General features: G+C 68.9%; 22 protein-coding genes and 1 riboswitch. Of the genes, 7 read left to right on the top strand and 15 right to left on the bottom strand.

Annotated elements, in window-relative coordinates:
* Window positions 1-118: 118 nt before the first annotated feature.
* Window positions 119-664 (bottom strand): hypothetical protein, encoded by a 546-nt coding sequence (locus Q8M82_RS08505; RefSeq protein ID WP_305690933.1) that lies wholly within the window; start codon window positions 662-664, stop codon window positions 119-121.
* Between the two features lie 258 nt (window positions 665-922).
* On the opposite strand from Q8M82_RS08505, the gene Q8M82_RS08500 reads away from it, so the two are divergent.
* Entirely contained in the window at window positions 923-1,603 is a 681-nt protein-coding gene (locus Q8M82_RS08500; protein WP_305690932.1) for a DUF2161 domain-containing phosphodiesterase, read from the top strand.
* 44 nt (window positions 1,604-1,647) lie between these two features.
* Here Q8M82_RS08500 and Q8M82_RS08495 read toward each other — a convergent pair whose 3' ends face one another.
* Window positions 1,648-1,920, bottom strand: a complete 273-nt coding sequence (locus Q8M82_RS08495; protein WP_305690931.1) for a hypothetical protein — start codon at window positions 1,918-1,920, stop codon at window positions 1,648-1,650.
* A 127-nt stretch (window positions 1,921-2,047) separates the two neighbouring features.
* A riboswitch (TPP riboswitch) is annotated at window positions 2,048-2,173 on the top strand.
* 104 nt (window positions 2,174-2,277) lie between these two features.
* Between Q8M82_RS08495 and Q8M82_RS08490 the strand changes: the two genes are divergently transcribed.
* From Q8M82_RS08490 to Q8M82_RS08465, 6 genes are all read left to right on the top strand, one after another.
* Entirely contained in the window at window positions 2,278-3,357 is a 1,080-nt protein-coding gene (locus Q8M82_RS08490) for a LuxE/PaaK family acyltransferase (RefSeq protein ID WP_305690930.1), read from the top strand.
* A 4-nt stretch (window positions 3,358-3,361) separates the two neighbouring features.
* Entirely contained in the window at window positions 3,362-4,813 is a 1,452-nt protein-coding gene (locus Q8M82_RS08485; RefSeq protein WP_305690929.1) for an acyl-CoA reductase, read from the top strand.
* A complete protein-coding gene (locus tag Q8M82_RS08480) occupies window positions 4,803-5,564 on the top strand; it encodes an ABC transporter ATP-binding protein (protein WP_305690928.1) in 762 nt (253 codons plus the stop codon). Before Q8M82_RS08485 ends, Q8M82_RS08480 begins: the two co-directional genes overlap by 11 nt.
* Window positions 5,561-6,310, top strand: coding sequence for an ABC transporter permease (locus Q8M82_RS08475; RefSeq protein ID WP_305690927.1), 750 nt, complete (start codon window positions 5,561-5,563; stop codon window positions 6,308-6,310). The genes Q8M82_RS08480 and Q8M82_RS08475 overlap by 4 nt, the downstream gene beginning before the upstream one ends.
* 159 nt (window positions 6,311-6,469) lie before the next feature.
* Window positions 6,470-7,420: an ABC transporter substrate-binding protein gene (locus tag Q8M82_RS08470; protein ID WP_305690926.1), complete on the top strand. Its 951-nt coding sequence runs from the start codon at window positions 6,470-6,472 to the stop codon at window positions 7,418-7,420.
* Between the two features lie 184 nt (window positions 7,421-7,604).
* On the top strand, window positions 7,605-8,354 hold the full coding sequence (locus Q8M82_RS08465; RefSeq protein WP_305690925.1) for an SDR family oxidoreductase: 750 nt from the start codon (window positions 7,605-7,607) through the stop codon (window positions 8,352-8,354).
* On the opposite strand, the gene Q8M82_RS08460 is transcribed toward Q8M82_RS08465, so the two are convergent.
* The 13 genes from Q8M82_RS08460 to Q8M82_RS08400 form a co-directional block, all read right to left on the bottom strand.
* Window positions 8,351-10,705, bottom strand: coding sequence for a xanthine dehydrogenase family protein molybdopterin-binding subunit (locus tag Q8M82_RS08460; protein WP_305690924.1), 2,355 nt, complete (start codon window positions 10,703-10,705; stop codon window positions 8,351-8,353). The genes Q8M82_RS08465 and Q8M82_RS08460 overlap by 4 nt on opposite strands.
* A 156-nt stretch (window positions 10,706-10,861) precedes the next feature.
* Window positions 10,862-11,287 (bottom strand): type II toxin-antitoxin system VapC family toxin, encoded by a 426-nt coding sequence (locus tag Q8M82_RS08455; protein WP_305690923.1) that lies wholly within the window; start codon window positions 11,285-11,287, stop codon window positions 10,862-10,864.
* Entirely contained in the window at window positions 11,284-11,532 is a 249-nt protein-coding gene (locus Q8M82_RS08450; RefSeq protein ID WP_305690922.1) for a FitA-like ribbon-helix-helix domain-containing protein, read from the bottom strand. Before Q8M82_RS08450 ends, Q8M82_RS08455 begins: the two co-directional genes overlap by 4 nt.
* A gap of 89 nt (window positions 11,533-11,621) precedes the next feature.
* Window positions 11,622-13,250 carry a glucose-6-phosphate isomerase gene (pgi, locus tag Q8M82_RS08445; protein WP_371126279.1) on the bottom strand — a complete coding sequence of 543 codons (1,629 nt, stop codon included), beginning with the start codon at window positions 13,248-13,250 and terminating at the stop codon, window positions 11,622-11,624.
* A gap of 121 nt (window positions 13,251-13,371) precedes the next feature.
* Complete coding sequence (locus Q8M82_RS08440) at window positions 13,372-14,127, bottom strand: transporter substrate-binding domain-containing protein (protein ID WP_305690920.1); 756 nt, start codon at window positions 14,125-14,127, stop codon at window positions 13,372-13,374.
* A gap of 22 nt (window positions 14,128-14,149) precedes the next feature.
* On the bottom strand, window positions 14,150-14,662 hold the full coding sequence (locus tag Q8M82_RS08435) for an RNA pyrophosphohydrolase (protein WP_305690919.1): 513 nt from the start codon (window positions 14,660-14,662) through the stop codon (window positions 14,150-14,152).
* Complete coding sequence (locus Q8M82_RS08430) at window positions 14,659-15,879, bottom strand: divergent polysaccharide deacetylase family protein (RefSeq protein WP_305690918.1); 1,221 nt, start codon at window positions 15,877-15,879, stop codon at window positions 14,659-14,661. The genes Q8M82_RS08435 and Q8M82_RS08430 overlap by 4 nt, the downstream gene beginning before the upstream one ends.
* A gap of 119 nt (window positions 15,880-15,998) precedes the next feature.
* Entirely contained in the window at window positions 15,999-17,327 is a 1,329-nt protein-coding gene (locus Q8M82_RS08425) for a S41 family peptidase (RefSeq protein ID WP_305690917.1), read from the bottom strand.
* Window positions 17,327-18,697, bottom strand: a complete 1,371-nt coding sequence (locus tag Q8M82_RS08420; protein WP_305690916.1) for a murein hydrolase activator EnvC family protein — start codon at window positions 18,695-18,697, stop codon at window positions 17,327-17,329. The genes Q8M82_RS08425 and Q8M82_RS08420 overlap by 1 nt, the downstream gene beginning before the upstream one ends.
* Entirely contained in the window at window positions 18,694-19,173 is a 480-nt protein-coding gene (gene rlmH, locus Q8M82_RS08415; RefSeq protein ID WP_305690915.1) for a 23S rRNA (pseudouridine(1915)-N(3))-methyltransferase RlmH, read from the bottom strand. Before rlmH ends, Q8M82_RS08420 begins: the two co-directional genes overlap by 4 nt.
* Window positions 19,174-19,188: 15 nt before the next feature.
* The gene (rsfS, locus tag Q8M82_RS08410; RefSeq protein WP_371126278.1) at window positions 19,189-19,506 is read right to left on the bottom strand and encodes a ribosome silencing factor; all 318 of its coding nucleotides are present in this window, start codon (window positions 19,504-19,506) and stop codon (window positions 19,189-19,191) included.
* A gap of 163 nt (window positions 19,507-19,669) precedes the next feature.
* The gene (locus Q8M82_RS08405) at window positions 19,670-20,275 is read right to left on the bottom strand and encodes a nicotinate-nucleotide adenylyltransferase (protein ID WP_305690934.1); all 606 of its coding nucleotides are present in this window, start codon (window positions 20,273-20,275) and stop codon (window positions 19,670-19,672) included.
* A 35-nt stretch (window positions 20,276-20,310) separates the two neighbouring features.
* Window positions 20,311-21,472, bottom strand: a 1,162-nt coding sequence (locus Q8M82_RS08400) for a glutamate-5-semialdehyde dehydrogenase (RefSeq protein WP_305690913.1), incomplete at its 5' end; no start/stop codon positions are given.

Below are 21,472 nucleotides of genomic sequence, written 5' to 3'. Positions count from 1 at the left end.
GCCCGCATCGAGCAGGGCATCGGCGCCCTCAAACGCTTCAAGCGCGTCGCCCTCCGCTGCGAAAAAACAGCTCGGAACTTCCGCTCCATCGTCAGCATCGCCGCAGGGCTATGCTTGATCAAATTCGTCCACACCGCCTAGGATCATCATCGACGCGTCCGTGAAGGCAGGCGAATTGGTTCCCGACAGTCAGGACGCGGCCGACCTGAGCGAACGTCTCTAGATGCTGATCGACGCCATCGATTAAATCCGCCTGCATCGGTACGTCGCCTAAGACCTCGCGATATGCGTGAAAAAACAAGCCGCGGGTGATCCGCTTCAGCATCCCGCGCACCAATATGACGTCGACCCGAACGCCTGTGCCCAAATGCGTAAGATGCCCTTCGGCCTCGCGTCGAAAGATGGGCTCCAGTTGCGCCAAAAAACCGGCCCTTCGCCGCTCGTCGGCGCGAAGGCTGGGTAGCACCCTTTCTGTCCAGAACCTTCGCGCCTCGTCCGAATCGACACCAATCCAATTTGAGAGGAATAGGGCGAACTCCTGATCCATCTCGCGGCTGAAGCCGTTGTTGCAGTCGACACAGGAAGGAACCGTGATGCGTCGCGGAAAGGGCTTCAAAAGGAGCGAATTTGGCGGGACATGGTCATCCGTCCGTTTGCCTTCCATGGAGCCGCAGTAAGCGCAGGGCCGCATGAACTGGCGGCGTCTAGCCTCTCCCATCGCCGAAAGTCTCGCGTTTGTATGGAAAGAGGTTGGCGCAATCTAGGCCCTGAGAGTCAAGCGATCTGTCCAATTCGAATGCGTGGTCGCGTCCTCGTCTTCGCGCAGGTCCTTGACCAGGCGGACGGCTTCGCCGTCGGTCGCATTTGCCTGTCCGAAACGAATCGGCCGGCATAAGGGTTGGTGTCCGGCCCGAGGTGTTCTGTGGAAACGTCGCTCTACCTGCCGGTCAAGGCCTTCCTCGAGGGGCTGGGCTATACCGTCAAGGGCGAGGTCGGGCCTTGCGATCTCGTCGGGGTGCGGGCGGGCGATCCCACCGTCGTGGTGATCGGCGAGCTCAAGCTGACCTTCAACCTCGAGCTGATCCTGCAAGGTGTCGACCGCATGAGCATCGGCGACGAGGTCTGGCTGGCGGCGCGGCTGTCGGCCCGGGGGAAGGGGCGCGAGAGCGATCCGCGCTACCGCAATCTCTGCCGCCGTCTCGGCATCGGGCTGCTGGGGGTGGCCGCATCGGGCGAGGTCGAGGTGCTCGTGTCACCCGTCGCGCCGATCCCGCGCAAGGACCCGCGACGCCGGTCACGCCTCGTGGATGAACACAGGCGTCGCCAGGGCGACCCCGTCACCGGCGGCGGAACGCGCCGGCCGATGATGACCGCCTATCGCCAGCAGGCGCTGGCCTGCGCGGCTGCGATGGCGGAGGGGCCGCAACGGCCGCGCGACCTCAAGCCGACCTGCCCGGACGCGCAGAAAATCCTGCACCGCAACGTCTATGGTTGGTTCGAGACAACGGGCCGTGGCGTCTATGCGTCGACTCCGGCAGGGCGGGCTGCACTCGCGGCATGGCGTCCGGCGCCGGAAGCCGGGGCCGCCCCCGCAGCCGAATGAGGGGCGGGGGGCCGTAGCCACAGCGCGCTTCCGGCCCTGGTCCGTCAGACTTTCGGGGGCAGCCCGGCGCGGTCGAAGACGGGGATCGTATCGATCGGCCCTTCCGGGCGCTGTCCGGTCGGGATGTCTTCTGCCGCCTGGCGGACCGCCTCGTCGGTTTCGTCGAGGCCATCGATCGTCTCGTTCGCGCCGCTGCCCGCATCATGGACGTTGGTGCGCAGGCTGACCTGGTGGGTGGCCGCAGCGCTGCCGGCTTCCGCCAGACGCTCGCCCTCGTCTGGGATGTCGAGCGCAGGGGTTTCGCGTGCCGTGTCCATCATCCGTCTCCTCATGTCTGTGTGCCCGAGGTAACGCCCGCCGGCAGGCGATTGTTTCGGCCTCCGGACCGGCTGATGGGCCCGTGTCGCTTCCTTGACAGCGGGGCGGGCGCGCCATCATGGTGGCCGCTGTTCCAAGGGGTGCCTCGCGAGGAGGCTGAGATTCCGCCGGTCGGGCTTCGGTTCGACAGCGCGGTGACCCTCCGAACCTGATCCGGGTCATGCCGGCGTAGGGATGCGGGACATCGGGCGGTATTCCTGCGCCCCTTTTCCAGGCTCACGCCGTCATTTTCGGATTGCGGGCCACGTTCGGCATGTCGCCGGGCGACGGGCCTTGCGGGGAAGGCGCGAGCGGATATGACGCAGAGCGAGATCATCGAGGCCCTGCTGGCCTTCATCGACCAGGACGGGGCTTCGGAGGCGGAATTCGAGCGCATGGCGCTGGCCGTCTTCGCCTATCAGTTCGCAAACAACGCGCCCTATCGGCGCTTCGCGATCCAGCGCGGCCGCACGACGCTCACCGTGCGCAGCTGGCGCGACATCCCGGCCGCGCCGATCAACGCCTTCAAGACGCTAACGCTGAGCTGCACCCCGCCGGAAACCGCCGAGCGCATCTTCATGACCAGCGGCACGACGCAGGGTGGCGTGCGGGGCAAGAGCCACCACCCGACGATGGCCGTCTGGAGCCGCTCCATGCTGGTGAATTTCCGCCGCCGCTTCATGGCCGAGCGGGAGCGCATCGCCATGGGCATCCTCTTTCCCGACGAGGAGGCGATGCCGAATTCCTCGCTGGCGCATTACCTCGCTCTGGCGAAGCGGGAATGCGGCACGGCGGAGAGCGAGGGCTTCATCGGCGCAAGCGGGCTCGATCTGCCGCGGCTGATCGCGGGGCTGGAACGGGCGGAAGCTTCGGGCGAGCCCTATGCGCTGCTCGGTGCGAGCTTCAGCTTCGTGCATCTGCTCGATGCGTTGGCGGCGCAGGGGCGGCAGTTCGTGCTGCCCGAAGGCAGCCGGATCCTCGACACCGGCGGCTTCAAGGGGCAATCGCGCGAGATGGGGCCGGACGCCTTCTACGACGCGCTCTCGGCGGCGCTCGGCGTGCCGCGTCAGGCCTGCATCAACATGTACGGCATGACCGAACTCAGCACGCAGTTCTACGATGACGGCAATGCGGTCTGCCCGCCGGTGAAGTCAGGCCCGCACTGGATCCGCAGCCGCGTGGTCGATCCGGTCAGCGGGCGCGACCTGCCGGAGAGGACGACCGGCGTGCTGGTCCATCACGACCTCGCCCATTTCAACTGTGCCTCCGCGATCCTGACGGAGGATGCCGGCGTCATGGTCGAGGGCGGCTTCCGGCTGCTCGGCCGTGTCGACGGCGCCGATTCCAAGGGCTGTTCGGTGGCGGTCGAGGAATTCCTCAAGGCGGCGCGGGGCTGAGGCGGTGATCGAGACCGCGGGGCATCTGCCGGGGCTGCCGGCCGCCGAGGTCGCGTGGCGGACGCTGGATTTCAGCGCCTGGGGCGAGCGCGTGCAGGTGCGGGTGCCTGAGCTGACCGCGGCGCAGGCCGCGACGCTCGCCGGCCATGTCCGCGAGCGGGCGCGGACCTATCTCCGGACGTTGCCGGTCTGCCAGATCGTCGCGACGCTGGACGCCGCCATCGCCCGTCTACTCGACCGGGACGATCCCTGGCGGCGGCGGGCGGAGGCCGTGCTGCCGATCGTCACCGGCTATGACCGGGAGAGTGTTCGCCTCGGCCTCTCCGGCTATCTGCGCAGCTTCCGCGCGCCGCAGCTGCAGCGCTTCCTCGCCGAGGACTTCGCCAATCCGGTCGTGCTCGACGGTTTCCAGCCGGCGATGAAGGGCGGTTTCACGCGCGCCCACGGGCCGCAGCTCCTGCTCCATATCTGGGCGGGGAACGTGCCGGGGCTGTCACTGTGGAGCCTGATCTGCGGGCTCCTGGTCAAGGCCGGCACGGTCGGCAAGGTCGCGAGCGCCGAGCCGCTTCTGGCGGGGTGGTTCGCGCAGATCCTCGCCGAGATCGACCCGAAGCTCGGCGAGTGCCTGGCCGTGGTCTGGTGGAAGGGCGGCGACGCGGAGGCGGAACGCGCCTGGCTGAACCAGGCCGACACGATCGTCGCCTATGGCGGCAATGACGCGCTGGCGGCGATCCGCGAGCGGGTGCCGGTGACGGCGCGCTTCCTCCCGCATGGGCACAGGATCGGCTTCGGGCTGGTTGGCGCCGAGGCGCTCGACACGCGCCGGGCCGGGCCGCTGGCGCGGCTGGTTGCGCAGGATGTGGCGCGCTGGGAGCAGCAGGGCTGCTACTCGCCGCAGATGGTCTTCGTCGCCCGGGACGGGGCAGTCTCGCCGCGCGAATTCGCCGAGCGCGTTTCGCAGGAGCTCGGCGCGCTGAGGCTGCGCCATCCACGCCGCGCGCTCTCGGTGGCGGAGGCGGCCGGCATCGCCGCCTGGCGCAGCCGCGAGGAGATGCGCGGCTTCGACGAAGACGGGACCGTGGTGCTGGGCGAGGCCGGCGATGGCTGGAGCGTGGTCTTCAGCGAGGTGGCTCAGCCGCTCGCGCCGAGCGCGCTCAACCGCACGCTCAAGATCGTCGCGGTCGACAGCCTCGATGCGGTGCCGCCGATGATCGCGCCCGCCCGCGTCTTCCTGCAGACCGCGGCCGTCGCGGCCTCGCCACGCGAGCTGTTCCGCATCGCGGCGCTGCTCGGCGAAGCCGGCGTCACCCGCATCTGCGGTTTCGGGGCGATGGCGGCGCCCGAGGCCGGCTGGCACAATGACGGGCGCTTCAACCTGCTCGACCTCGTCAGGCTGACCGAGATCGAGCAATCGGCCGAACGCGCGGCCGACGACCTGGCACCCTATGTCGACTGAAACGGACCAGGAGGCCTTCGTCGCCCTCGAGGCGGTGGATTTCGGCTATGGCGCGGAGGCCATCGTCGATGGCGTCGACTGGGCGATCCCGCGCGGGGCGTTCCATTGCCTGGTCGGGCGCAGCGGCAGCGGCAAGACGACCCTGCTCAAGCTGGCGGCCGGGCTGCTCGCGCCCCGGAAGGGCGTGGTGCGGATCGACGGTATTGCGCTCGACGGGCCGGGGCCGCGGATCGGCTTCGTCTTCCAGCAGCCGACACTGCTCGACTGGCTCAGCGTGCTCGACAATGTCCTGCTGCCGCTCTCGCTGAAGCGCAGCGTGGGCGAGGCGGATCGCGAGACGGCGCGCGCTTTGCTCAACCGTGTGGGGCTGTCCGCCTTCGCGGCGCGGCATCCCGCCCAGCTCTCGGGCGGGCAGCAGAGCCGGGTGGCCGTGGCGCGGGCGCTGATCACGGAGCCGGCCCTGCTGCTGCTGGACGAGCCCTTCGCGGCGCTCGACGCGCTGACGCGCGAGGAGCTGCAGGACGATCTGCTGGCGCTCTGTGCGCTGCAGGCGACCACGGTGCTCTTCGTCACCCATGACATCGGCGAGGCGGTCTATCTCGCCGATCGCGTCGCGATCATGGCCGGCGGGCGGCTGCACCACGACCTCGCCATCGACCTGCCGCGGCCGCGCTCGCGCGCGATGCGCTATGGCCCGGCCTTCAACGCGCTCTGCCGCGAGCTGCGGCAGGCGATGGACGCCGCGCCATGAGAGAACGGTTGGCCTCGGCGCTCCTGCTCGTCGCCCTGCTCGCCGGCTGGGAGGCGTGGTGCCGTCTCGGCCAGGTCCCGGCCCTGATCGTGCCGGCGCCGTCTGCGGTCTTCGCGACTTTGTGGAGCGAGATCGCCAGCGGGCGGCTGCTGCCGCATCTCGCGGTGACCGCGACCGAGATGACGCTCGGGCTGGCGCTGGGCTGCGCCGTTGGTCTGGCGACAGGAATCCTGCTGGCGGAAGCCCCCGTCCTGCGCCGGCTGCTCCACCCCTACATCGTCGCCAGCCAGGTCGTTCCGAAGCTCGCGCTCGGCCCGCTTTTCATCATCTGGTTCGGCTTCGGCCTGACGCCGATCATCGTGATCACCGCGCTGATCTGCTTTTTCCCGCTGATGGAAAACACGCTGACGGGCCTGTCGCAGGCCGATTCCGGGCGGCGCGAACTGTTCCGCATGCTGGGTGCGAGCCGCCTGCAGACGCTGCTGCGGCTGAAGCTGCCGGGCGCGCTTCCGGTGATCCTCGCGGGGTTCAGGGTCGCGGTCGTGCTGGCGCTGGTCGGCGCCGTCGTCGGCGAGTTCATCGGCGGCCGGGCTGGGCTCGGAGCCTCGATCATCGCCGCCCAGAGCGTGATGGATTCGAGCCTGATGTTCGCGCTCTTCATCGTCATCACGCTGCTCGGCATGGCCTTCTACCAGGCCGCGCTCCTCCTCGAGCGGCTGCTGCTGCGCCACCATCTGAAAGGGTAAGTCATGATTGCCAAGGGTCGGTTCGTAGCCCCGAGCCCTCATCCTGAGGAGGCCCGCAGGGCCGTCTCGAAGGATGCTCGCGGTGCCTCCGGAACCTCCGGGAGCATCCTTCGAGACGCCGCTTCGCGGCTGCTCAGGATGAGGGTTGTGGGTTTGGCCATGGCTTTGGCAACGCTCTTCGCCGCGTCCGTGGCCCACGCCCAGCCGCTCGACAAGGTCACGGTGGCGGGCTGGAGCCAGCCGATCAGCGAGATCACCAATCTGCTGGCCGAGCCGGACAAGGGCTTCTTCCGCGCGAAGGGGATCGATCTCGGCTATGTGCCCGGCACGGGCGGCGGCTCGGCGATCCAGAACATGCTGTCGGGCCAGGCCGACATTGCCTTCACCGATCCGGCGGCGCTCTATCTCGCGCTCGACAAGGGGGAGAAGCTGGTCGCGATCTACAACATCTATCCGCAGAACGTCTTTAACGTGGTCGCGCCCAAGGCCAAGGCTATCCGTACGGCGGCCGACCTGAAGGGCAAGCGCATCGGCGTCTATTCGCTGTCGAGCGGCACGCGCCAGAACCTGCAGGTGCTGCTTCACCAGGTCGGGTTGACCGAGAAGGACGTCACGGTCGAGGTCACAGGCCTGCTCAACTTCGCGCCGCTGATCCAGGGTCAGGTCGATGCTACCGCCGCGACCGATACCGGCCTGCTGGTCGCGAAAATAAAGGGCCTGCCGGAGGTCGACGTCATCGAGGTCAAGGACCATCTCAACCTGCCGAGCGACATCTTCGTGGTGACGCAGTCGACCTATGAGGCCAAGAAGCCGCTGCTGAAGCGCTTCCTGGCCGCCTATCGCGACAGCGCCGCCTGGATGATCGCGAGCCCCGAGGAGGCGGCGAAGCTTGCCGTGACGCGCGCGATCAACGGCCGCGACGAGGCGCTCAATCTCGAGATCATCAAGCTGCGCAACATCTCGACGGTGTCACCGACGACGCAGGCCAGGGGCCTCGGCCATTTCGATCCGGAGCTGCTGCAGAAGGGCGCCGACACCTTTCACCGGCTCGGGCTGATCGGGAAGCCGATCGATATGAGCCAGGTGGTGAAGACGGATCTGATCCCGTGAGCGCTCGGCCTCCCGTTCAGCTCGCCGTCGTCCCGGGCGGAGCGCAGCGCAGACCCGGGACCCATTCCGGAACGCCTCAGGCCTGGATCCCGGGTCTCCCTCCGGTCGCCCTGGATGACGTTGCAGGTTTCTTTGGAAGCTTGCCAATGATGGTCGGACGACCGTCATGACGTAACGCGACAGGGTGATCCTCGTCACCGGGGCGAGCCGAGGCATCGGCGCGGCCATCGCCAGGGCCTTCGCCGCCGAGGGCGGGCTCGTCTTCGTCAACTACCGTAGCAGCGAGGCCGCCGCCGAGGCAGTGGTCGAGGAATGCCGGGCGGCGGGCGGGCAGGCGGTGGCGATCGCTGCCGATGTCACCGACACGCAGGCGGTTGCGGCGATGCTGGCGCGGATCGCGGAAGAGGCGGGCCGGCTCGATGCCGTCGTCAACAATGCGTTTGCGCCCTATGTCTTCGATCCCGACCGTCGCGCGCGGTTCTGGGAGACGCCCTGGTCGGCCTATCAGGCGCAGGTCGATGGCGCCCTGAGGGCGACCTACAATGTCTGCCAGGCGGCGCTGCCGCTGATGCGCCAGCGCGGGCGCGGCGCCATCGTCAACATGGCGACCGACCTCGTGGCGCGGCCGAGCCTCGCCTATCACGACTACACCACCGCCAAGGCGGCGCTGATCGGCTTCAGCCGCAATCTCGCGACCGAACTCGGACCGCTCGGCATCCGGGTCAACTGCGTCGCGCCGGGGCTGGTCTGGCCGACCGATGCGAGCGCGCGGACGCCCGAGGCGGTGAAGGACATGCTGATCGCCCAGACGCCGTTGGGGCGGATCGCGACGCCCGAGGACGTGACCGGGCCGGTGCTGTTCCTCGCGTCGGAGGCGAGCGGCTTCGTCACCGGCCAGACGCTGCATGTCGATGGCGGGCTGGTGATGACCTAAGGCTTCGCAGCCTGCGCATCTCGGATCGCGCGCCAGACCCTCGCTGGCGTGGCGGGCATGTCGAGATGCGTCACGCCCAGCGGGCGCAGCGCGTCGAGGATCGCGTGGATCACCGTCTGCGGCGCGCCGATGCAGCCGGCCTGGCCGGCGCCCTTGACGCCGAGCGGGTTGGCGCGCGTCGGCAGCTCGACCATCTCGAGATCGAAGAACGGCAGGTCGGCGGCGCGCGGGACGGCATAGTCCATGAAGGTCGCGCTCAGGAGCTGGCCGGAGCCTTCATCGTAGAGCGCCTCCTCCATCAGCGCCTGGCCGATGCCCTGCGCCAGCCCGCCATGAACCTGCGCCTCAGCCAGCAGCGGGTTGATCAGCGTTCCGTAATCGTCGACCGCGACATAGCGTTCGATCGCGACGGCGCCGGTCTCCGGATCGATCTCGACCTCCGCCACCTGCGCCCCGTTGGGAAAGGTGAAGACGTCGCAGCGGTTGTCGCCATGGCCCTCCAGCGGTGCGCCGGTGTTGTCCGCGAGATGAGTGGAGATGGCGAAGAGGTCGATCTCGCGCGGCAGGCCGTCCGACGCCGGCTCGCTGCGGAAGCGGCCGTCCGCGAAGGAGAGGCTGTCGGCCGCGACCTGCAGCAGCTGGGCGGCGAGGGGCCTCGCCTTCGCGATCAGGTCGTCCGCCGCCATCATCAGCGCCGTGCCGCCGAGATGCAGCGAGCGCGCGCCGCCATGGCCGCCGCCACGCGGAACCGAATCCGTGTCGCCCTGGACGAGGGTGAAGCGCTCGACCGGCATGCCGAGCTTGGCGCCCGCGAGCTGGGCGAAGCTGGTCTCGTGGCCCTGGCCGTTGGAATGGGTGCCGACCGCCATGGCGATGGCGCCCTCCGGCCCGACGTGCAGCCAGGCCTCCTCATCGGGCCGGCCACGCGAGGTTTCGAGGAAGCAGCCGATGCCGAAGCCGCGCAGCTTGCCGCGCTTTCGGGCGGTGCGCTTGCGCGCCGCGAAGCCCGCGCGGTCGGCCGCCGCCAGCACCCGCTCGAGGTTCTCCGGAAAGCTGCCGCCGTCGATGACCATGCCGAAGGCGGGGCGGCGGTAGGGGAAGCTGCGGATGAAGTTGCGCCGGCGCAGTTCTGCCGGATCGATGCGCAGCTGGTGGGCGGCGGCCTCGATCAGCCGCTCGATCAGATAATTCGCCTCGGGCTTGCCGGCGCCGCGATAGGCGTCGATCGGGGCCGTGTTGGTGAAGACGCCGCGCACATCCATCGCCATGGCGGGGATGTCGTAGAGCCCGCCCATCGCGGCGGCGGGGGCGTTTGTGGCGCTGCCGGGACCGAGCGAGGAGACATAGGCGCCGAGATTGGCGATCGTCTCGACATCGAGCGCCAGGAAGCGCCCGCGCCTGTCGAGCGCGAGCCGCGCGGTGCTGAGATTGTCGCGCGCATGGGCGCCGCCGGTGAATTCATCGATGCGCTCGGCGTTCCAGCGGACGGGCCGGCCGAGCCGCCGCGCGGCCCAGAGCACCAGCGCATATTCCGGGTAGGTGACGTTCTTCATGCCGAAGCCGCCGCCGACATCGGGCGTCGAGACCCGGATGCGGTCGAGCGGCAGGCCGAAGACGCCCTGCGCCAGCTCGCGGCGGATGTCGTGGACCGAGGCGCCGCTGATCTCGAGATGGTAGCGGTCGTCGCCCGCCTCGTAGCGGCCGATAGCGATGCGCGGCTCGAGGGCTGCCGCCACGATGCGGTTGTTGACGAGATCGCAGCTCACGACATGGGCAGCCTTGGCGAAGGCGCGCTCGACGGCTGCGGGATCGCCGCGGCGGAAGCGGAAGGCGATGTTGCCCGGGGCCCGCGGCCAGAGCTGCGGCGCGTGCCCGTCGGTCGCGCCGCGCAGATCGGTGACCGCCGGCAGGATGTCATAATCGACCGCAATGTGCTCGCAGGCCTCGCGGGCAAGGGCCTCGGTGTCGGCGACGACGAAGGCAACGGGCTCGCCGACATGGCGGACATGGTCGCGCGCCAGCGGCAGGCGCGGCGGGACGATCAGCGGTTCGACGGTCGCCACCGTGATCGAGGTCGGCAGCGGCCCGAGCCCGTCGAGGTCGGCCGCCGTGTAGACGCCGCGCACGCCGGGCAGGGCTGCGGCCACGCTCGTATCGATCGACACTATGCGGGCATGGGCGTGGGGCGAGCGCAGCACGGCGGCGTAGAACCGGCCGTCGCGCGCGCGGTCGTCGAGATAGTCGCCCCGGCCGGTCAGGAAGCGCTCATCCTCCCGCCGGCGCAGCGAGCGGGGATCATCGGGCGCAGATGAGAGCCGGGGAGAATCCGAAGCGGTCAGGCCGTCATTCATATCGATCCAGTCTCACCTAAAAAGCCTTCCGTGATGTCGCGTCCAGCGCAAAAGCGCGATGAGCCGCCTCGTCTGACAGGTGCATAGCGCATTCCGACCTCGGCGGGCGGAAGGGTCAGGACACGCTGCGATGGCCGGACGTTTGGTGCAGAGTGGCTATCCCGTGAACTGCCACGGATTGAGGGTCGTCAGGCCGATGCCGGCAAAATCGGCCACGTTGCGCGTGGCCAGGGCGGCGCCCCGCGACAGCGCGATCGCTGCGATCTGGGCATCGAATTGGCTGATGGGGCGGCCCGCCTGTCGTCGAACGACGGCGATGCGCGCATAGATTTCTGCCGCCTGTGGATCAAAGAACAGGACGCGATCCTCAAAATCCTCCGTGAAGATCGGCAGGATCGCTGCTTCGAGCTCGCTTCGGCGCTTACCGTCGGGGAGAAGCCGAAGTCCATAAAGGATCTCCGCCTGCGTGATCGCTGTCGTGAAAATCGACGCCGGTGGCTGTGTGGTCAGCCATGCCTCGACCGAGGCGTCAGGTGCCGGTGTCAGCATCTCCGATATCACATTGGTGTCGAGGACGATCATCCGCCGAAATCGATCGATTCGCGGATGGGCTCGCGAGGCTGCAATTCCAGCGTCACGCCGCCCGTCTGGGAGATGCGCGCGCGGATCGTAGCGGCCAGATTGGACGACGGGCGCTTTTCGGTTGAGAGCGCCGCGCGCAGGATGTCGCGGGCCTCGTCCTCCATGGAGCGACCATGCGAAGCCGCGCGCATCCGCAGACGTGTCTTCAACTGATCATCGATGTTGCGGATCGTCATGCTGGCCATCGCTGCGCTCCATCATCATTGATGGCAAATTAAGCAATGATTGCAGGTGCCGCAACCTGCGGGCTGTTGGAGCTGCTACGCGACGCTTCTCAGCCCTTGCCCGTGAGATAGCGCGCCAGCCCGGCGGTCGAGGAATCATGGGCCTCGGCGGGCGCCTTGCCTTCGATGACCGGGAGCAGGGCGGTCGCCAGCTCCTTGCCGAGTTCGACGCCCCATTGATCGAAGGCGTTGATGCCCCAGATCGCGGCCTCGACGAAGACGCGGTGCTCATAGAGCGCGATCAGGCGGCCGAGCGTGAAGGGATCGAGCTTGCGATAGGCCAGCGTGATCGAGGGGCGGTTGCCGGGGAAGACCTTGTGCGGCGCCAGGGCGTCGATCTCGGACGGCCGCAGCCCCTGCTTCGCCAATGCGTCGCGCGCCTCCTCCAGGGTCCGGCCCTTCATCAGCGCCTCGCTCTGGGCGAGGCAGTTGGCGAGCAGCAGCCGGTGTTGATGCGCCAGCTCCGGCTCGTGCCCCTCGGCTGCGACCATGAACTCGCAGGGAATCGTGTCCGTACCCTGGTGGATCAACTGGTAGAAGGCGTGCTGGCCGTTGGTGCCGGGCTCGCCCCAGACGAGCGGGCCACTCGGCCGCTCGACGGGCGTGCCGTCCTTGCGCACGCGCTTGCCGTTCGATTCCATGTCGAGCTGCTGAAGATAGGCCGGCAGGCGCAGCAGGCGCTGATCGTAAGGCAGGACCGCGCGCGCCGGATAGCCGCAGATGTCGCGATGCCAGATGCCGATCAGGCCGAGCAGGACGGGCAGGTTATGGGCGAGCGGAGCGGTTCGGAAATGCTCGTCCATCGCATGGGCGCCGGCGAGGAAGGCCCGGAAATGCTCGGGCCCGACAGCGATCATCACCGGCAGGCCAATGGCGGACCAGATCGAATAGCGACCGCCGACCCAGTCCCAGAAGCCGAAGACGCGGTCCGGCGCGATACCGAAGGCGCCGACCTTGTCGAGCGCCGTCGAGACGGCGGAAAAGTGGGGGCCGACCGCGGCCTCGCCCAGCGCACCTGCGATCCAGCGTCGCGCGGTCGCGGCATTGGTCATGGTCTCCACCGTCGTGAAGGTCTTGGACGCGACGATGAAGAGGGTGCGCGCCGGGTCGAGCTTCGCCAGCGTGTCGGCGATATGGGCGCCGTCGGCATTGGAGACGTAATGCAGCCGCGGGCCGTCATGATAGGGCGCCAGCGCCAGCGTCGCCATCGCCGGGCCGAGATCGGAGCCGCCGATGCCGATGTTGACCACGTCGGTGAAGGGCGCGCCGTCGGCTGCGGCGATCGTGCCGCCGCGCAGGCCCTCGGCGAAGGCCGCCAGCTTGCCTAGCATGGCATGGACGTCCGGCACGACGTCGCGACCGTCCAGCAGCACGCGGCTGCCGGCGGGAGCGCGCAGGGCCGTGTGGAGGACGGCGCGGCCCTCGGTGGTGTTGATCGCCTCGCCGGCGAACATCGCATGGCGCTCGCGGGTGAGGCCGGTTCGCTTGGCCAGTTCCAGCAGCAGGGTGCGCGTCTGGGCCGTGACGGCGGTCTTCGAATAGTCGAGCAGGAGATCGTCAAGCCTGGCGGAGAATCCGGCGAATCGGTCCGGATCTTCGGCGAAGAGGGTCCGCAAGGGGCGGGCTTGGGTGGTGCGTCGATGCGCGGCGAGCTTGTCCCAAATCTCGTCCTGCACCATCACGCTCCTGTTTGCCGCCACGCCTGCCGCGTCGCCGCTCGGCCAACCCGCAAGCCATCTAGGGGTTCCGGTTGGCCGAAATTGGGCCGTAGCGCGAGGGCCTGCAAGCCCCGCCGCTCGATCAGGCGACACTCAGCCCGTTCACGCCATGGTGGCGTATGCGTTCGGCCACGAAGCCCGATGCCATCGCAGCGGCGACGAAACGGCCGAGCCAGCCGACGGCCTCGTCCGTCAGGCCGTCCGGCCTGCGCGGAACGCCGATCGCCTGTTGCACTGCCATGAAGCGTCCATCGAGCAGGCGTGAGCCCGGCAGCCGCTTCGCGTCGTCGAGGAGGCGCATGCGCAAACCGGCCAGAGCCTCCAACCCGCGATCCCGGAAATCGGCGAAGGTCTCGTCCATGGTGGCGGTGCGGACGATCTCGGCCCGGCGGATATTGCGGTCGAGCCAGAGACCATAGGCCGTGCCGCCCGTGACCGCGATGCGGATGCCGGAGGCATCGACCGCCTCCACCGAGGTGAGCGGAGAGCCGGCCGGCACGAGATAGGTCGCCTCGATCTGCGCATAGGGCGCCGTGAAGGCGATCGTCTGCGCGCGCTGCGGCTCCGCGCCGATCAGGCCGATATCCCATTCGTCGCGCTGGGCCGCATCCGCCAGCAGAGCCGGCGAGGCATAGGGCACAAGTTTCAGCGGCACGCCGAGTCGTTCCGCTATTGCTCCCGCCATGTCGGGCGAGACGCCGACCGGTGCGCCATCGGCCGCGCGTGCGGAGACGAGGAGGAAATTGGACAGGTTGATTCCGGCGCGCAGGACGCCGCGAGGGGCGAGCCGTTCGCGCAGCGCGTCGGACACCAGCCCGGGATCGCCGTCGAACCTCATGACCTCCTCCGTCATCAGCCGCTCAGGCCGCGGCGAAGGGGGCGAACAGCGCCGCCACCTCGCGATAGACGCCCTGCTTGAAGGGAATGATCAGGGCGGGGGTCCGCTCCAGACGCTCCCAGCGCCAGGCGTCGAACTCGGCCTTGTGGCCGCCCGCCGGTGTCGCGATGTCGATCTCGCTTTCGGGGCCGGTCAGCCGGAAAGCGAACCATTTCTGCGCCTGGCCCCGCCAGCGGCCCTTCCAGGCCTGCTTCCCGATCTCCGCCGGCAGGTCATAGGCGAGCCAGCCGGGGCTTTCGGCGAGCAGCGAGACGGAGGTGACATTGGTTTCCTCCTGCAGCTCCCGGGTCGCGGCTTGAAGCGGAGTCTCGCCGGCATCGATGCCGCCTTGCGGCATCTGCCATTCATGGCCGGGCGCGACATGCTCGCGCAACGATTTGTTGGCGCGACGGCCGATGAAGACAAGCCCGTCCGGGTTGAACAGGGCGAGCCCCACGCAGGGACGGTAGCCGTCCGGCGGCACGTCGCTGATCATCTGAGAGATCCGGTGGTCTTGGGGCTGCGCAGCCCGCGGGCGGCGCTCATCGGAACGAGAACGAGGCCCTTGGCTTCGAGAGTCTGGGTCCAGCGGGCGATTCGCTCGATCGAGACGGGCAGGGCGCTGGCGCTGATCACCGCGACGCCCTGGTCGCGGGCCATCGCCTCGATCGCCGCCAGCTCCTTGTCGATGGCGTCCGGCCGGGCGACCATGTCGACGACGCGGTCGATCTTCATGGCGGGGATCTGCGCGCGCGCCGCCGAGGAGGCGAGCAGGCTGCGGGCCGAGGAACCGTCATCGACGACCATGAGCCCACGCCCGGCCAGTTCACGCAGGATCGGCGAGAGTGCGGTCTCGTCGGAGGTCAGGCGGCCGCCGAGGAAATTGACGATGCCGACATAGCCGGTGAAACGACCCAGCGCCCAATGCAGTCGCTCGAGATTATCCGCCGATTTCGGCCCGGTCAGGAGGGTGTGCGGACCCGGGTCGCTGTCGGGATAATCGAAGGGCTCCATCGGCAGCTGCAGGAACACCTCATGTCCTTCGCCGCGGGCGCGCTGCACGGTGCGCTCGAGTTCCGTGCCATAGGGCGCGAAGGCCAAAGAGACCTGCCCCGGCAGCTTCGCGATCGCGTCGGTGGTGCCTGTCGGGCTGATGCCGAGGCCGCCGACGAGGATGGCGATGCGCCCGGCGACCTTGCCGGCGGGCGGCGGTCCGGCCGGACGGGCGTAGACCTGCGCCGGCGTCGCGCCGTCCGGCCCGATCTTCGGCAGGAGGCCGTGGCGCGTGCGCTCGAAGAGCCGGTTGTCCGGCGCGGGGGCGAGCGTCACCGTCCCGGAATTGTCGGGGATCGTGATCACGACGGCGCCGGGGACATCGGCGCCGGGCCGCACGACGGTGACGCCGGCCTCGTTTTCGAGTTGCCGCGCGCTGGATTGCGGCCGTGCCGCCGCGGCGGGGTCGATCTGGGCAACCGGAACGCTTGCCGGCAGTGCCGATGCGGGAGCGACCCGCTGTTCGATCCGGGCCGTCGCGATGGGTTGGCCACCGTCAGGATCGCGCCGAATCGCCACGATCAGCAGGATCGACACCCAGACGAGGCCCACGAGCCCCGCGCAGCCAAAGGCAATCCAGCGTCCCCAGGGCTTGCCCTTCGACGCGGTCAGGCCCTGGCCGAGCGGCTGGTTGAGCTCAGTGAGCGGCGTTCCGGCCAAACGAAGCCGTCCTCAAGCTTGCGACGGGGACCCGAATCAGTGGCCCGCAAGGCCGGAGTCTGCCAGATATCGACCCGATCAGACAGCGCCTCGCGCAGTTCGCCGCATCGACCCCCGGCTCAGTTGGGTTTGGTCGCGGGTGCCTGTGGCGCCGCCGCGTCCTTCTTGACGCCGCGGATCTGGTTCAGGGCGGCGATCAACTGCGTGTCCTTGGTCGGATCATTGGGGACGTAGGAGGCCGAGCCGGACTGCTCGTCCTTGCCGTCGCCGGCCTTGAGGTGCCCCTTCAGGGCCGCTTCGCCCTTGTTCTCGGCGAGCTTGTCCTTGAGCTCGGGCGGAATGTCCTGCACGACCTCGATATCCGGCGAGATGCCCTTGGCCTGGATCGAATTGCCCGAGGGCGTGTAGTAGCGCGCCGTGGTCAGGCGCAGGCCGCCATTGCCGGCCAGCGGGATCACGGTCTGGACCGAGCCCTTGCCGAAGGAGCGCGTGCCCATGACGGTGGCGCGCTTATGGTCCTGCAGGGCGCCGGCGACGATCTCGGCCGCGGAGGCCGAGGAGCCGTTGATCAGCACGACGACCGGCTTGCCCTTGGTGAGATCGCCCGCCTTGGCGTTGAAGACCTGCGTTTCCTCGGCGTTACGACCGCGGGTCGAGACGATCTTGCCGCGATCCAGGAACGCATCCGAGACCAGCACGGACTGGTCGAGGCGGCCGCCGCGGTTGTTGCGGAGGTCGATGACGTAGCCCTTGATCTTGTCGGCGCCGATATCGGCGTTGACCTTGTCGATCGCCTTGCGCAGGCCCTCATAGGTCTGCTCGCTGAAAGTGCCGATGCGGATATAGCCGACATCGCCCTCGACGCGCTCCTCGACGGCGGGGACCACGATGGTCGTGCGCGTCAGCGTGAATTCGAGCGGTTCGGGCTTGCCGGGGCGATCGACCTTGAGCTTAACCTGCGTGTTGATGATGCCGCGCATCTTCTCCACGGCCTGCGTCAGAGAGAGGCCTTTGACCTCCTGCCCGTCGATCTGGCTGATGATGTCGTTGGCCAGGATGCCGGCCTTGAAGGCGGGCGTGTCGCGGATCGGCTTGGCGACCTTGAGAACGCCGTCCTCCATCGTCACCTCGATGCCGAGCCCGCCGAACTGGCCGCGCATGTCGGTGTCCATGTCGCGGAACGACTTGGCGTCGAGATAGGAGGAGTGAGGATCGAGCGAGGAGACCATGCCGTTGATGGCGGCCTCGATCAGCTTCTGCTCGTCGGGCTTCTCGACATAGTCGGTGCGGATCTTCTCGAAGATGTCACCGAACAGGTTCAGGCTGCGATAGACCTCGGCGGAGGCCGCGACCGCGCTGGTCGAGGTCAGCAGGCGCGTCTGCGTGACCATGCCGGTCAGCCCCGCTCCGAGTACGGCGCCGGCGAAAACGAGAGAGACCTTGCGCATCATCCGCGAACCTTTTCGCCAAGCGGTTTCGTCCACCACGGCGCCGGATCGACCGACACGCCGTCTTTTCTGAACTCGATATACAGAACCGGCTGGCCGGTTCCCGAACCCACGATCGTCGCGGCAGCTTCCGACGTTTCGCCCATCACCGCAACCGGCTCCCCCGCGAGGACGAACTGGTTCAGCGCCACATCGATCCGCTGCATCCCGGCGAGCAACAGATAGTACCCCCCGCCGGCGTTCAGGATCAAGAGTTGCCCGAACGAACGGAACGGACCTGCGTAAACCACCCAAGCGTCCGAAGGCGCCGAAACTAGGGCGCCAGGCCTTGTTTCCAGAGAAATGCCGCGCGTGGTGCCGCCGGCACCGTCCGAATCGCCAAATCCACGCAATTGTGATCCTGCCACCGGCAGCGGCAGCAGGCCGCGCGCCTCGGCGAAGGCGATCTTGGGGCTCAGGCGGGCGGGATCCCGGAAGGCGAGCGCCGCCATGCGCTGGCGTTGCTCGCGCGTTTCGGCCTCCAGCGCCTGGCGTGCGGCCTCGGCCGCCCTGTTGGCGACGGAGATCTCCTTTTCCATGCGCTCGACGAAGTCGCGCAGGCTGCGAGCCTTGGCGGCGAGTTCGCCGTCCTGCCCGCGTTGCGCCTCGGCATCACGCGTCGCGCTCGCCTCGCGCGTGCGCCTCGCCTCGATCAGGGAGGCCAGGCGCTGGCGCTCGCCGGCGAGCTGTTCGAGCTCGCTTGAGATCGCCTTGCGTTCCCTCGCGATCCCATCCCGCAGACGCACGAGTTCGGCCAGATCGGTGCCGAGAACCTCAATCTCATGGCGCAGATCGGGCACGACGGCGCCGAGCAGCATGGAGGCGCGCACCGCCTCGAGGATATCCTCCGGGCGCACCAGCACGGCGGGCGGCGGGCGCCGCCCGATCCGCTGCAGCGCGGCCAGAACCTCGGCGATGAGGCCGCGCCGCCCTTCCAGCGAGCGACGGATGGCCGCTTCGCTGGACTGCGACAGCGACAGCCGCTGTTCGAGCGCGCTGACGCGCTGCTCGGCCGCCTGGGCCCGGGCGGTGGCATCGAGCAGGGCCTTGTTGAGGGCGGCGCGGTCGGCCCGGATCCCGGCGATCTCCGCCTCCAGCTTCGCCCGCGCTTCGGCATTGCCGGCCAGCCTTTCCTCGATCGTCTTGAGTTCGGCCTCCCGTGCCTGCTTCTCGACGAGCTTCTGCATTGCATCGCGCGCCAGGACGTCGGGATCGGGCGCCTGTGGCCGGGCTGCGGTCGGCGCGGCGGTGACCGCCAGGGCCAGCAGCAGGGCACGCAGCATCGGCGGGATGCCGGCGGATCTGCGAATCAGGGGCCGGGCGGCGTTCATGCGCGATGATAGGGGTGCCCGGCCAGGATCGTCATCGTCCGATAGAGCTGTTCGAGGACGAGGACGCGGACGAGCTGGTGCGGGATCGTCAGGGCGCCGAAGGCGAGCCTCAGCCCCGCAGCCGCGCGCAGATCGGCCGCCAGCCCGTCCGCCCCGCCGATGACGAGGTTGACGGAGGCGGTTCCGGCTTCACGGGCTGCGCCGATACGTGCAGCGAAGGCCTCACTGCCGAGGCTGCCGCCGCGCTCGTCCAGCGCGATGACGAGGCCGGGAGACAGCTTCGCGGTGATCGCCGCCGCTTCCTCGCGCTTGCGCTCCTCGGCCCTGCGGCCACGGCTTTCGGCGATTTCGACGATGTCCGGCCCGGTCAGCCCGAGCCCGCGCCCCAAGGTCGCGGCGCGTTCGCGATAACGCTCGCAGAGTTCCCGTTCCGGCCCGTCCTTGAGACGGCCGACAGTGATCACGGCGAGGCGCATCGGCCGTGCCGCGCCTCAGCTGACCAGGCGCTCGTTGGGCCTGTCGGCGCCCCACATCTTCTCGAGATTGTAGAACTGGCGGACTTCGGGGCGGAAGACGTGAACGATGATGTCGCCGGTGTCGATCAGCACCCAGTCGCAGGCGGGCATGCCCTCGACCTTCGGCGCCGGCAGGCCGGAGCCCTTGATCGCCTCGACCAGCGCATCGGCGATGGAGGCGACATGGCGGTTCACGCGGCCGGTGGCGATGATCATCGCATCGGCCAGCGAGGTCTTGCCGACGAGGTCGATGACGGTGACGTCCTCGGCCTTCATGTCTTCGAGAACATGCATTGCAAGGGCGATGCTGTCGGCGGAGGGGTTCTCCGGCACAGCGGCCTGGGGAAGCGGCTTGGGCTCGGCTTCGCCACGGGTTGAACGGGTCAGATCCGTATCCTCACGGGTTCGGGCGCTCTTGGCGCGATGGGATGCAAAATACGCCGTGTCCGCCTGAAATTCAATCGCGTTCGGCCTGCTGGCGCAGCATCGTCGAGGAGAGTTCGGAGCGGCGGCCATGCAGGAAAACCCAGGCCGGGGGCTTCGTCAGGGCGAGGGCGGCTCCCTGGCTCTCCGAAATCCGCCAGCGCGAGAGCCAGTTGGCGGCCGGAGAGGCCACCGCGCTATGGGTCGATCCGGGGCGGTCGATGACCGCCATCGGCATCATCCGTGCGATGGCGCGCCACTCGTTCCAGCGGTGGAAGCTGGCGAGATTGTCGGAGCCCATGATCCAGACGAAGTTCACACCGGGGCAGCGGCGCTTCAGCGCGCGCAGCGTATCGGCGGTATAGCGGGTGCGCAGCATCGCCTCGATGCCGGTGACGTGGATCTTGGAATGGTCGGCGAGCTTGCGGCCGAAGCGGAGGCGCTGCGCCAGCGAGGGCAGGGCGCTGTTGTCCTTCAGCGGATTGCCGGGTGTCACCAGCCACCAGATCCGGTCGAGCTGGAGCCGGCGCAGGGCGGTCAGGCTCGCCATCCGGTGCCCGTCATGGGCCGGATTGAAGGTGCCGCCGAAGAGGCCGATGCGCAGGCGGGGCGCATGCGGCGGCAGGCGCAGATGTTCCATCGTCTCGTGGGGGCGCGTCGCCGCGGGATCGGTGGTCACGGGCGGATCTGGCCGTTGCCGTGGACGCGGTACTTGAAGGAGCAGAGCTGCTCGACCCCGACGGGGCCGCGGGCGTGCATACGGCCGGTGGCGATGCCGATTTCCGCGCCGAAACCGAACTCCCCACCATCGGCGAACTGGGTCGAGGCGTTGTGGAGCACGATGGCCGAGTCGACCTCCGCGAGGAAGCGGGCGGCGGCGGCGGCGTCGGCGGTGACGATGGCGTCGGTGTGGTGTGAGCCATAGCGCTCGATATGGGCGATGGCGTCGTCGAGCCCCGCCACGACCTTCACAGCGATAATGCGGTCGAGATATTCGGTCGCCCAGTCCGCCTCGCTCGCCGCCTCGGCCCGGGCCACAGCCGCCTGGGTGCGGACATCGCCGCGCACCGCGCAGCCCGCCTCGATCAGGGCCGTCACCAGCGGCGCGAGATGCGTGGCCGCGCAGCCCTCGTCGACCAGCAAGGTCTCGGCGGCGCCGCAGACGCCGGTGCGCCGGAGCTTGGCGTTGAGCACGATCTCGCGTGCCATGGCCAGATCGGCGGCGGCATGGACATAGACATGGCAGTTGCCGTCGAGATGGGCGAAGACGGGCACGCGCGCATCGCTCTGGACGCGGGCCACCAGACTCCTGCCGCCGCGCGGCACGACGACGTCGACGCAGCCGCCGAGGCCCTTGAGGATCTCGCCGACCGCGTCGCGGTCACGCGTCGGCACGAGCTGGATCGCATCACCGGGCAGGCCGGCCGCTTCCAGGCCCTCGCGCAGTGCGGCTGCGATCTCGGTCGCGGTGCGGAAGCTGTCAGAACCCGCGCGCAGGATCGCGGCATTGCCGCTCTTGAGGCAGAGCGCGCCGGCATCGGCCGTGACGTTGGGGCGGCTCTCGAAGATCACGGCGATGACGCCGAGCGGTGTCGCGACACGCTCGAAGCGCAGGCCGTTGGGTTGCGTCCAGGTCGCGAGCACGCGGCCGAGAGGATCAGGCAGGGCGGCGATGCCGGCCACGGCCTCGGCCACTGCGGCAAGGCGGCCGGGGTCGAGCAGCAGGCGGTCGACGAAGGCCGGGGTCTGGCCCGCGGCCCGGGCCTCGGCGAGGTCGAGCGCGTTGGCGGCGAGGATCGGTGCCTGGCTGGCCCGCAGCGCCGCGGCCATGGCGATC

This window comes from Allobosea sp. (genome assembly GCF_030694325.1).
GTDB lineage: Bacteria > Pseudomonadota > Alphaproteobacteria > Rhizobiales > Beijerinckiaceae > Allobosea.
The sequence above is the reverse complement of the archived record's forward strand: the minus strand, read 5'-3'. Positions and strand labels throughout refer to the sequence as shown.

Bases quoted from the DNA above. Each gene is read 5' to 3' on its own strand.
- Q8M82_RS08505 (WP_305690933.1), bottom strand. From the start codon at position 664: ATGGAAGGCAAACGGACGGATGACCATGTCCCGCCAAATTCGCTCCTT.
- Q8M82_RS08495 (WP_305690931.1), bottom strand. From the start codon at position 1,920: ATGGACACGGCACGCGAAACCCCTGCGCTCGACATCCCAGACGAGGGC.
- Q8M82_RS08490 (WP_305690930.1), top strand. From the start codon at position 2,278: ATGACGCAGAGCGAGATCATCGAGGCCCTGCTGGCCTTCATCGACCAG.
- Q8M82_RS08480 (WP_305690928.1), top strand. From the start codon at position 4,803: ATGTCGACTGAAACGGACCAGGAGGCCTTCGTCGCCCTCGAGGCGGTG.
- Q8M82_RS08475 (WP_305690927.1), top strand. From the start codon at position 5,561: ATGAGAGAACGGTTGGCCTCGGCGCTCCTGCTCGTCGCCCTGCTCGCC.
- Q8M82_RS08470 (WP_305690926.1), top strand. From the start codon at position 6,470: ATGGCTTTGGCAACGCTCTTCGCCGCGTCCGTGGCCCACGCCCAGCCG.
- Q8M82_RS08460 (WP_305690924.1), bottom strand. From the start codon at position 10,705: ATGAATGACGGCCTGACCGCTTCGGATTCTCCCCGGCTCTCATCTGCG.
- Q8M82_RS08455 (WP_305690923.1), bottom strand. From the start codon at position 11,287: ATGATCGTCCTCGACACCAATGTGATATCGGAGATGCTGACACCGGCA.
- Q8M82_RS08450 (WP_305690922.1), bottom strand. From the start codon at position 11,532: ATGGCCAGCATGACGATCCGCAACATCGATGATCAGTTGAAGACACGT.
- pgi (WP_371126279.1), bottom strand. From the start codon at position 13,250: ATGGTGCAGGACGAGATTTGGGACAAGCTCGCCGCGCATCGACGCACC.
- Q8M82_RS08440 (WP_305690920.1), bottom strand. From the start codon at position 14,127: ATGAGGTTCGACGGCGATCCCGGGCTGGTGTCCGACGCGCTGCGCGAA.
- Q8M82_RS08435 (WP_305690919.1), bottom strand. From the start codon at position 14,662: ATGATCAGCGACGTGCCGCCGGACGGCTACCGTCCCTGCGTGGGGCTC.
- Q8M82_RS08425 (WP_305690917.1), bottom strand. From the start codon at position 17,327: ATGCGCAAGGTCTCTCTCGTTTTCGCCGGCGCCGTACTCGGAGCGGGG.
- Q8M82_RS08420 (WP_305690916.1), bottom strand. From the start codon at position 18,697: ATGAACGCCGCCCGGCCCCTGATTCGCAGATCCGCCGGCATCCCGCCG.
- rlmH (WP_305690915.1), bottom strand. From the start codon at position 19,173: ATGCGCCTCGCCGTGATCACTGTCGGCCGTCTCAAGGACGGGCCGGAA.
- rsfS (WP_371126278.1), bottom strand. From the start codon at position 19,506: ATGCATGTTCTCGAAGACATGAAGGCCGAGGACGTCACCGTCATCGAC.
- Q8M82_RS08405 (WP_305690934.1), bottom strand. From the start codon at position 20,275: ATGGAACATCTGCGCCTGCCGCCGCATGCGCCCCGCCTGCGCATCGGC.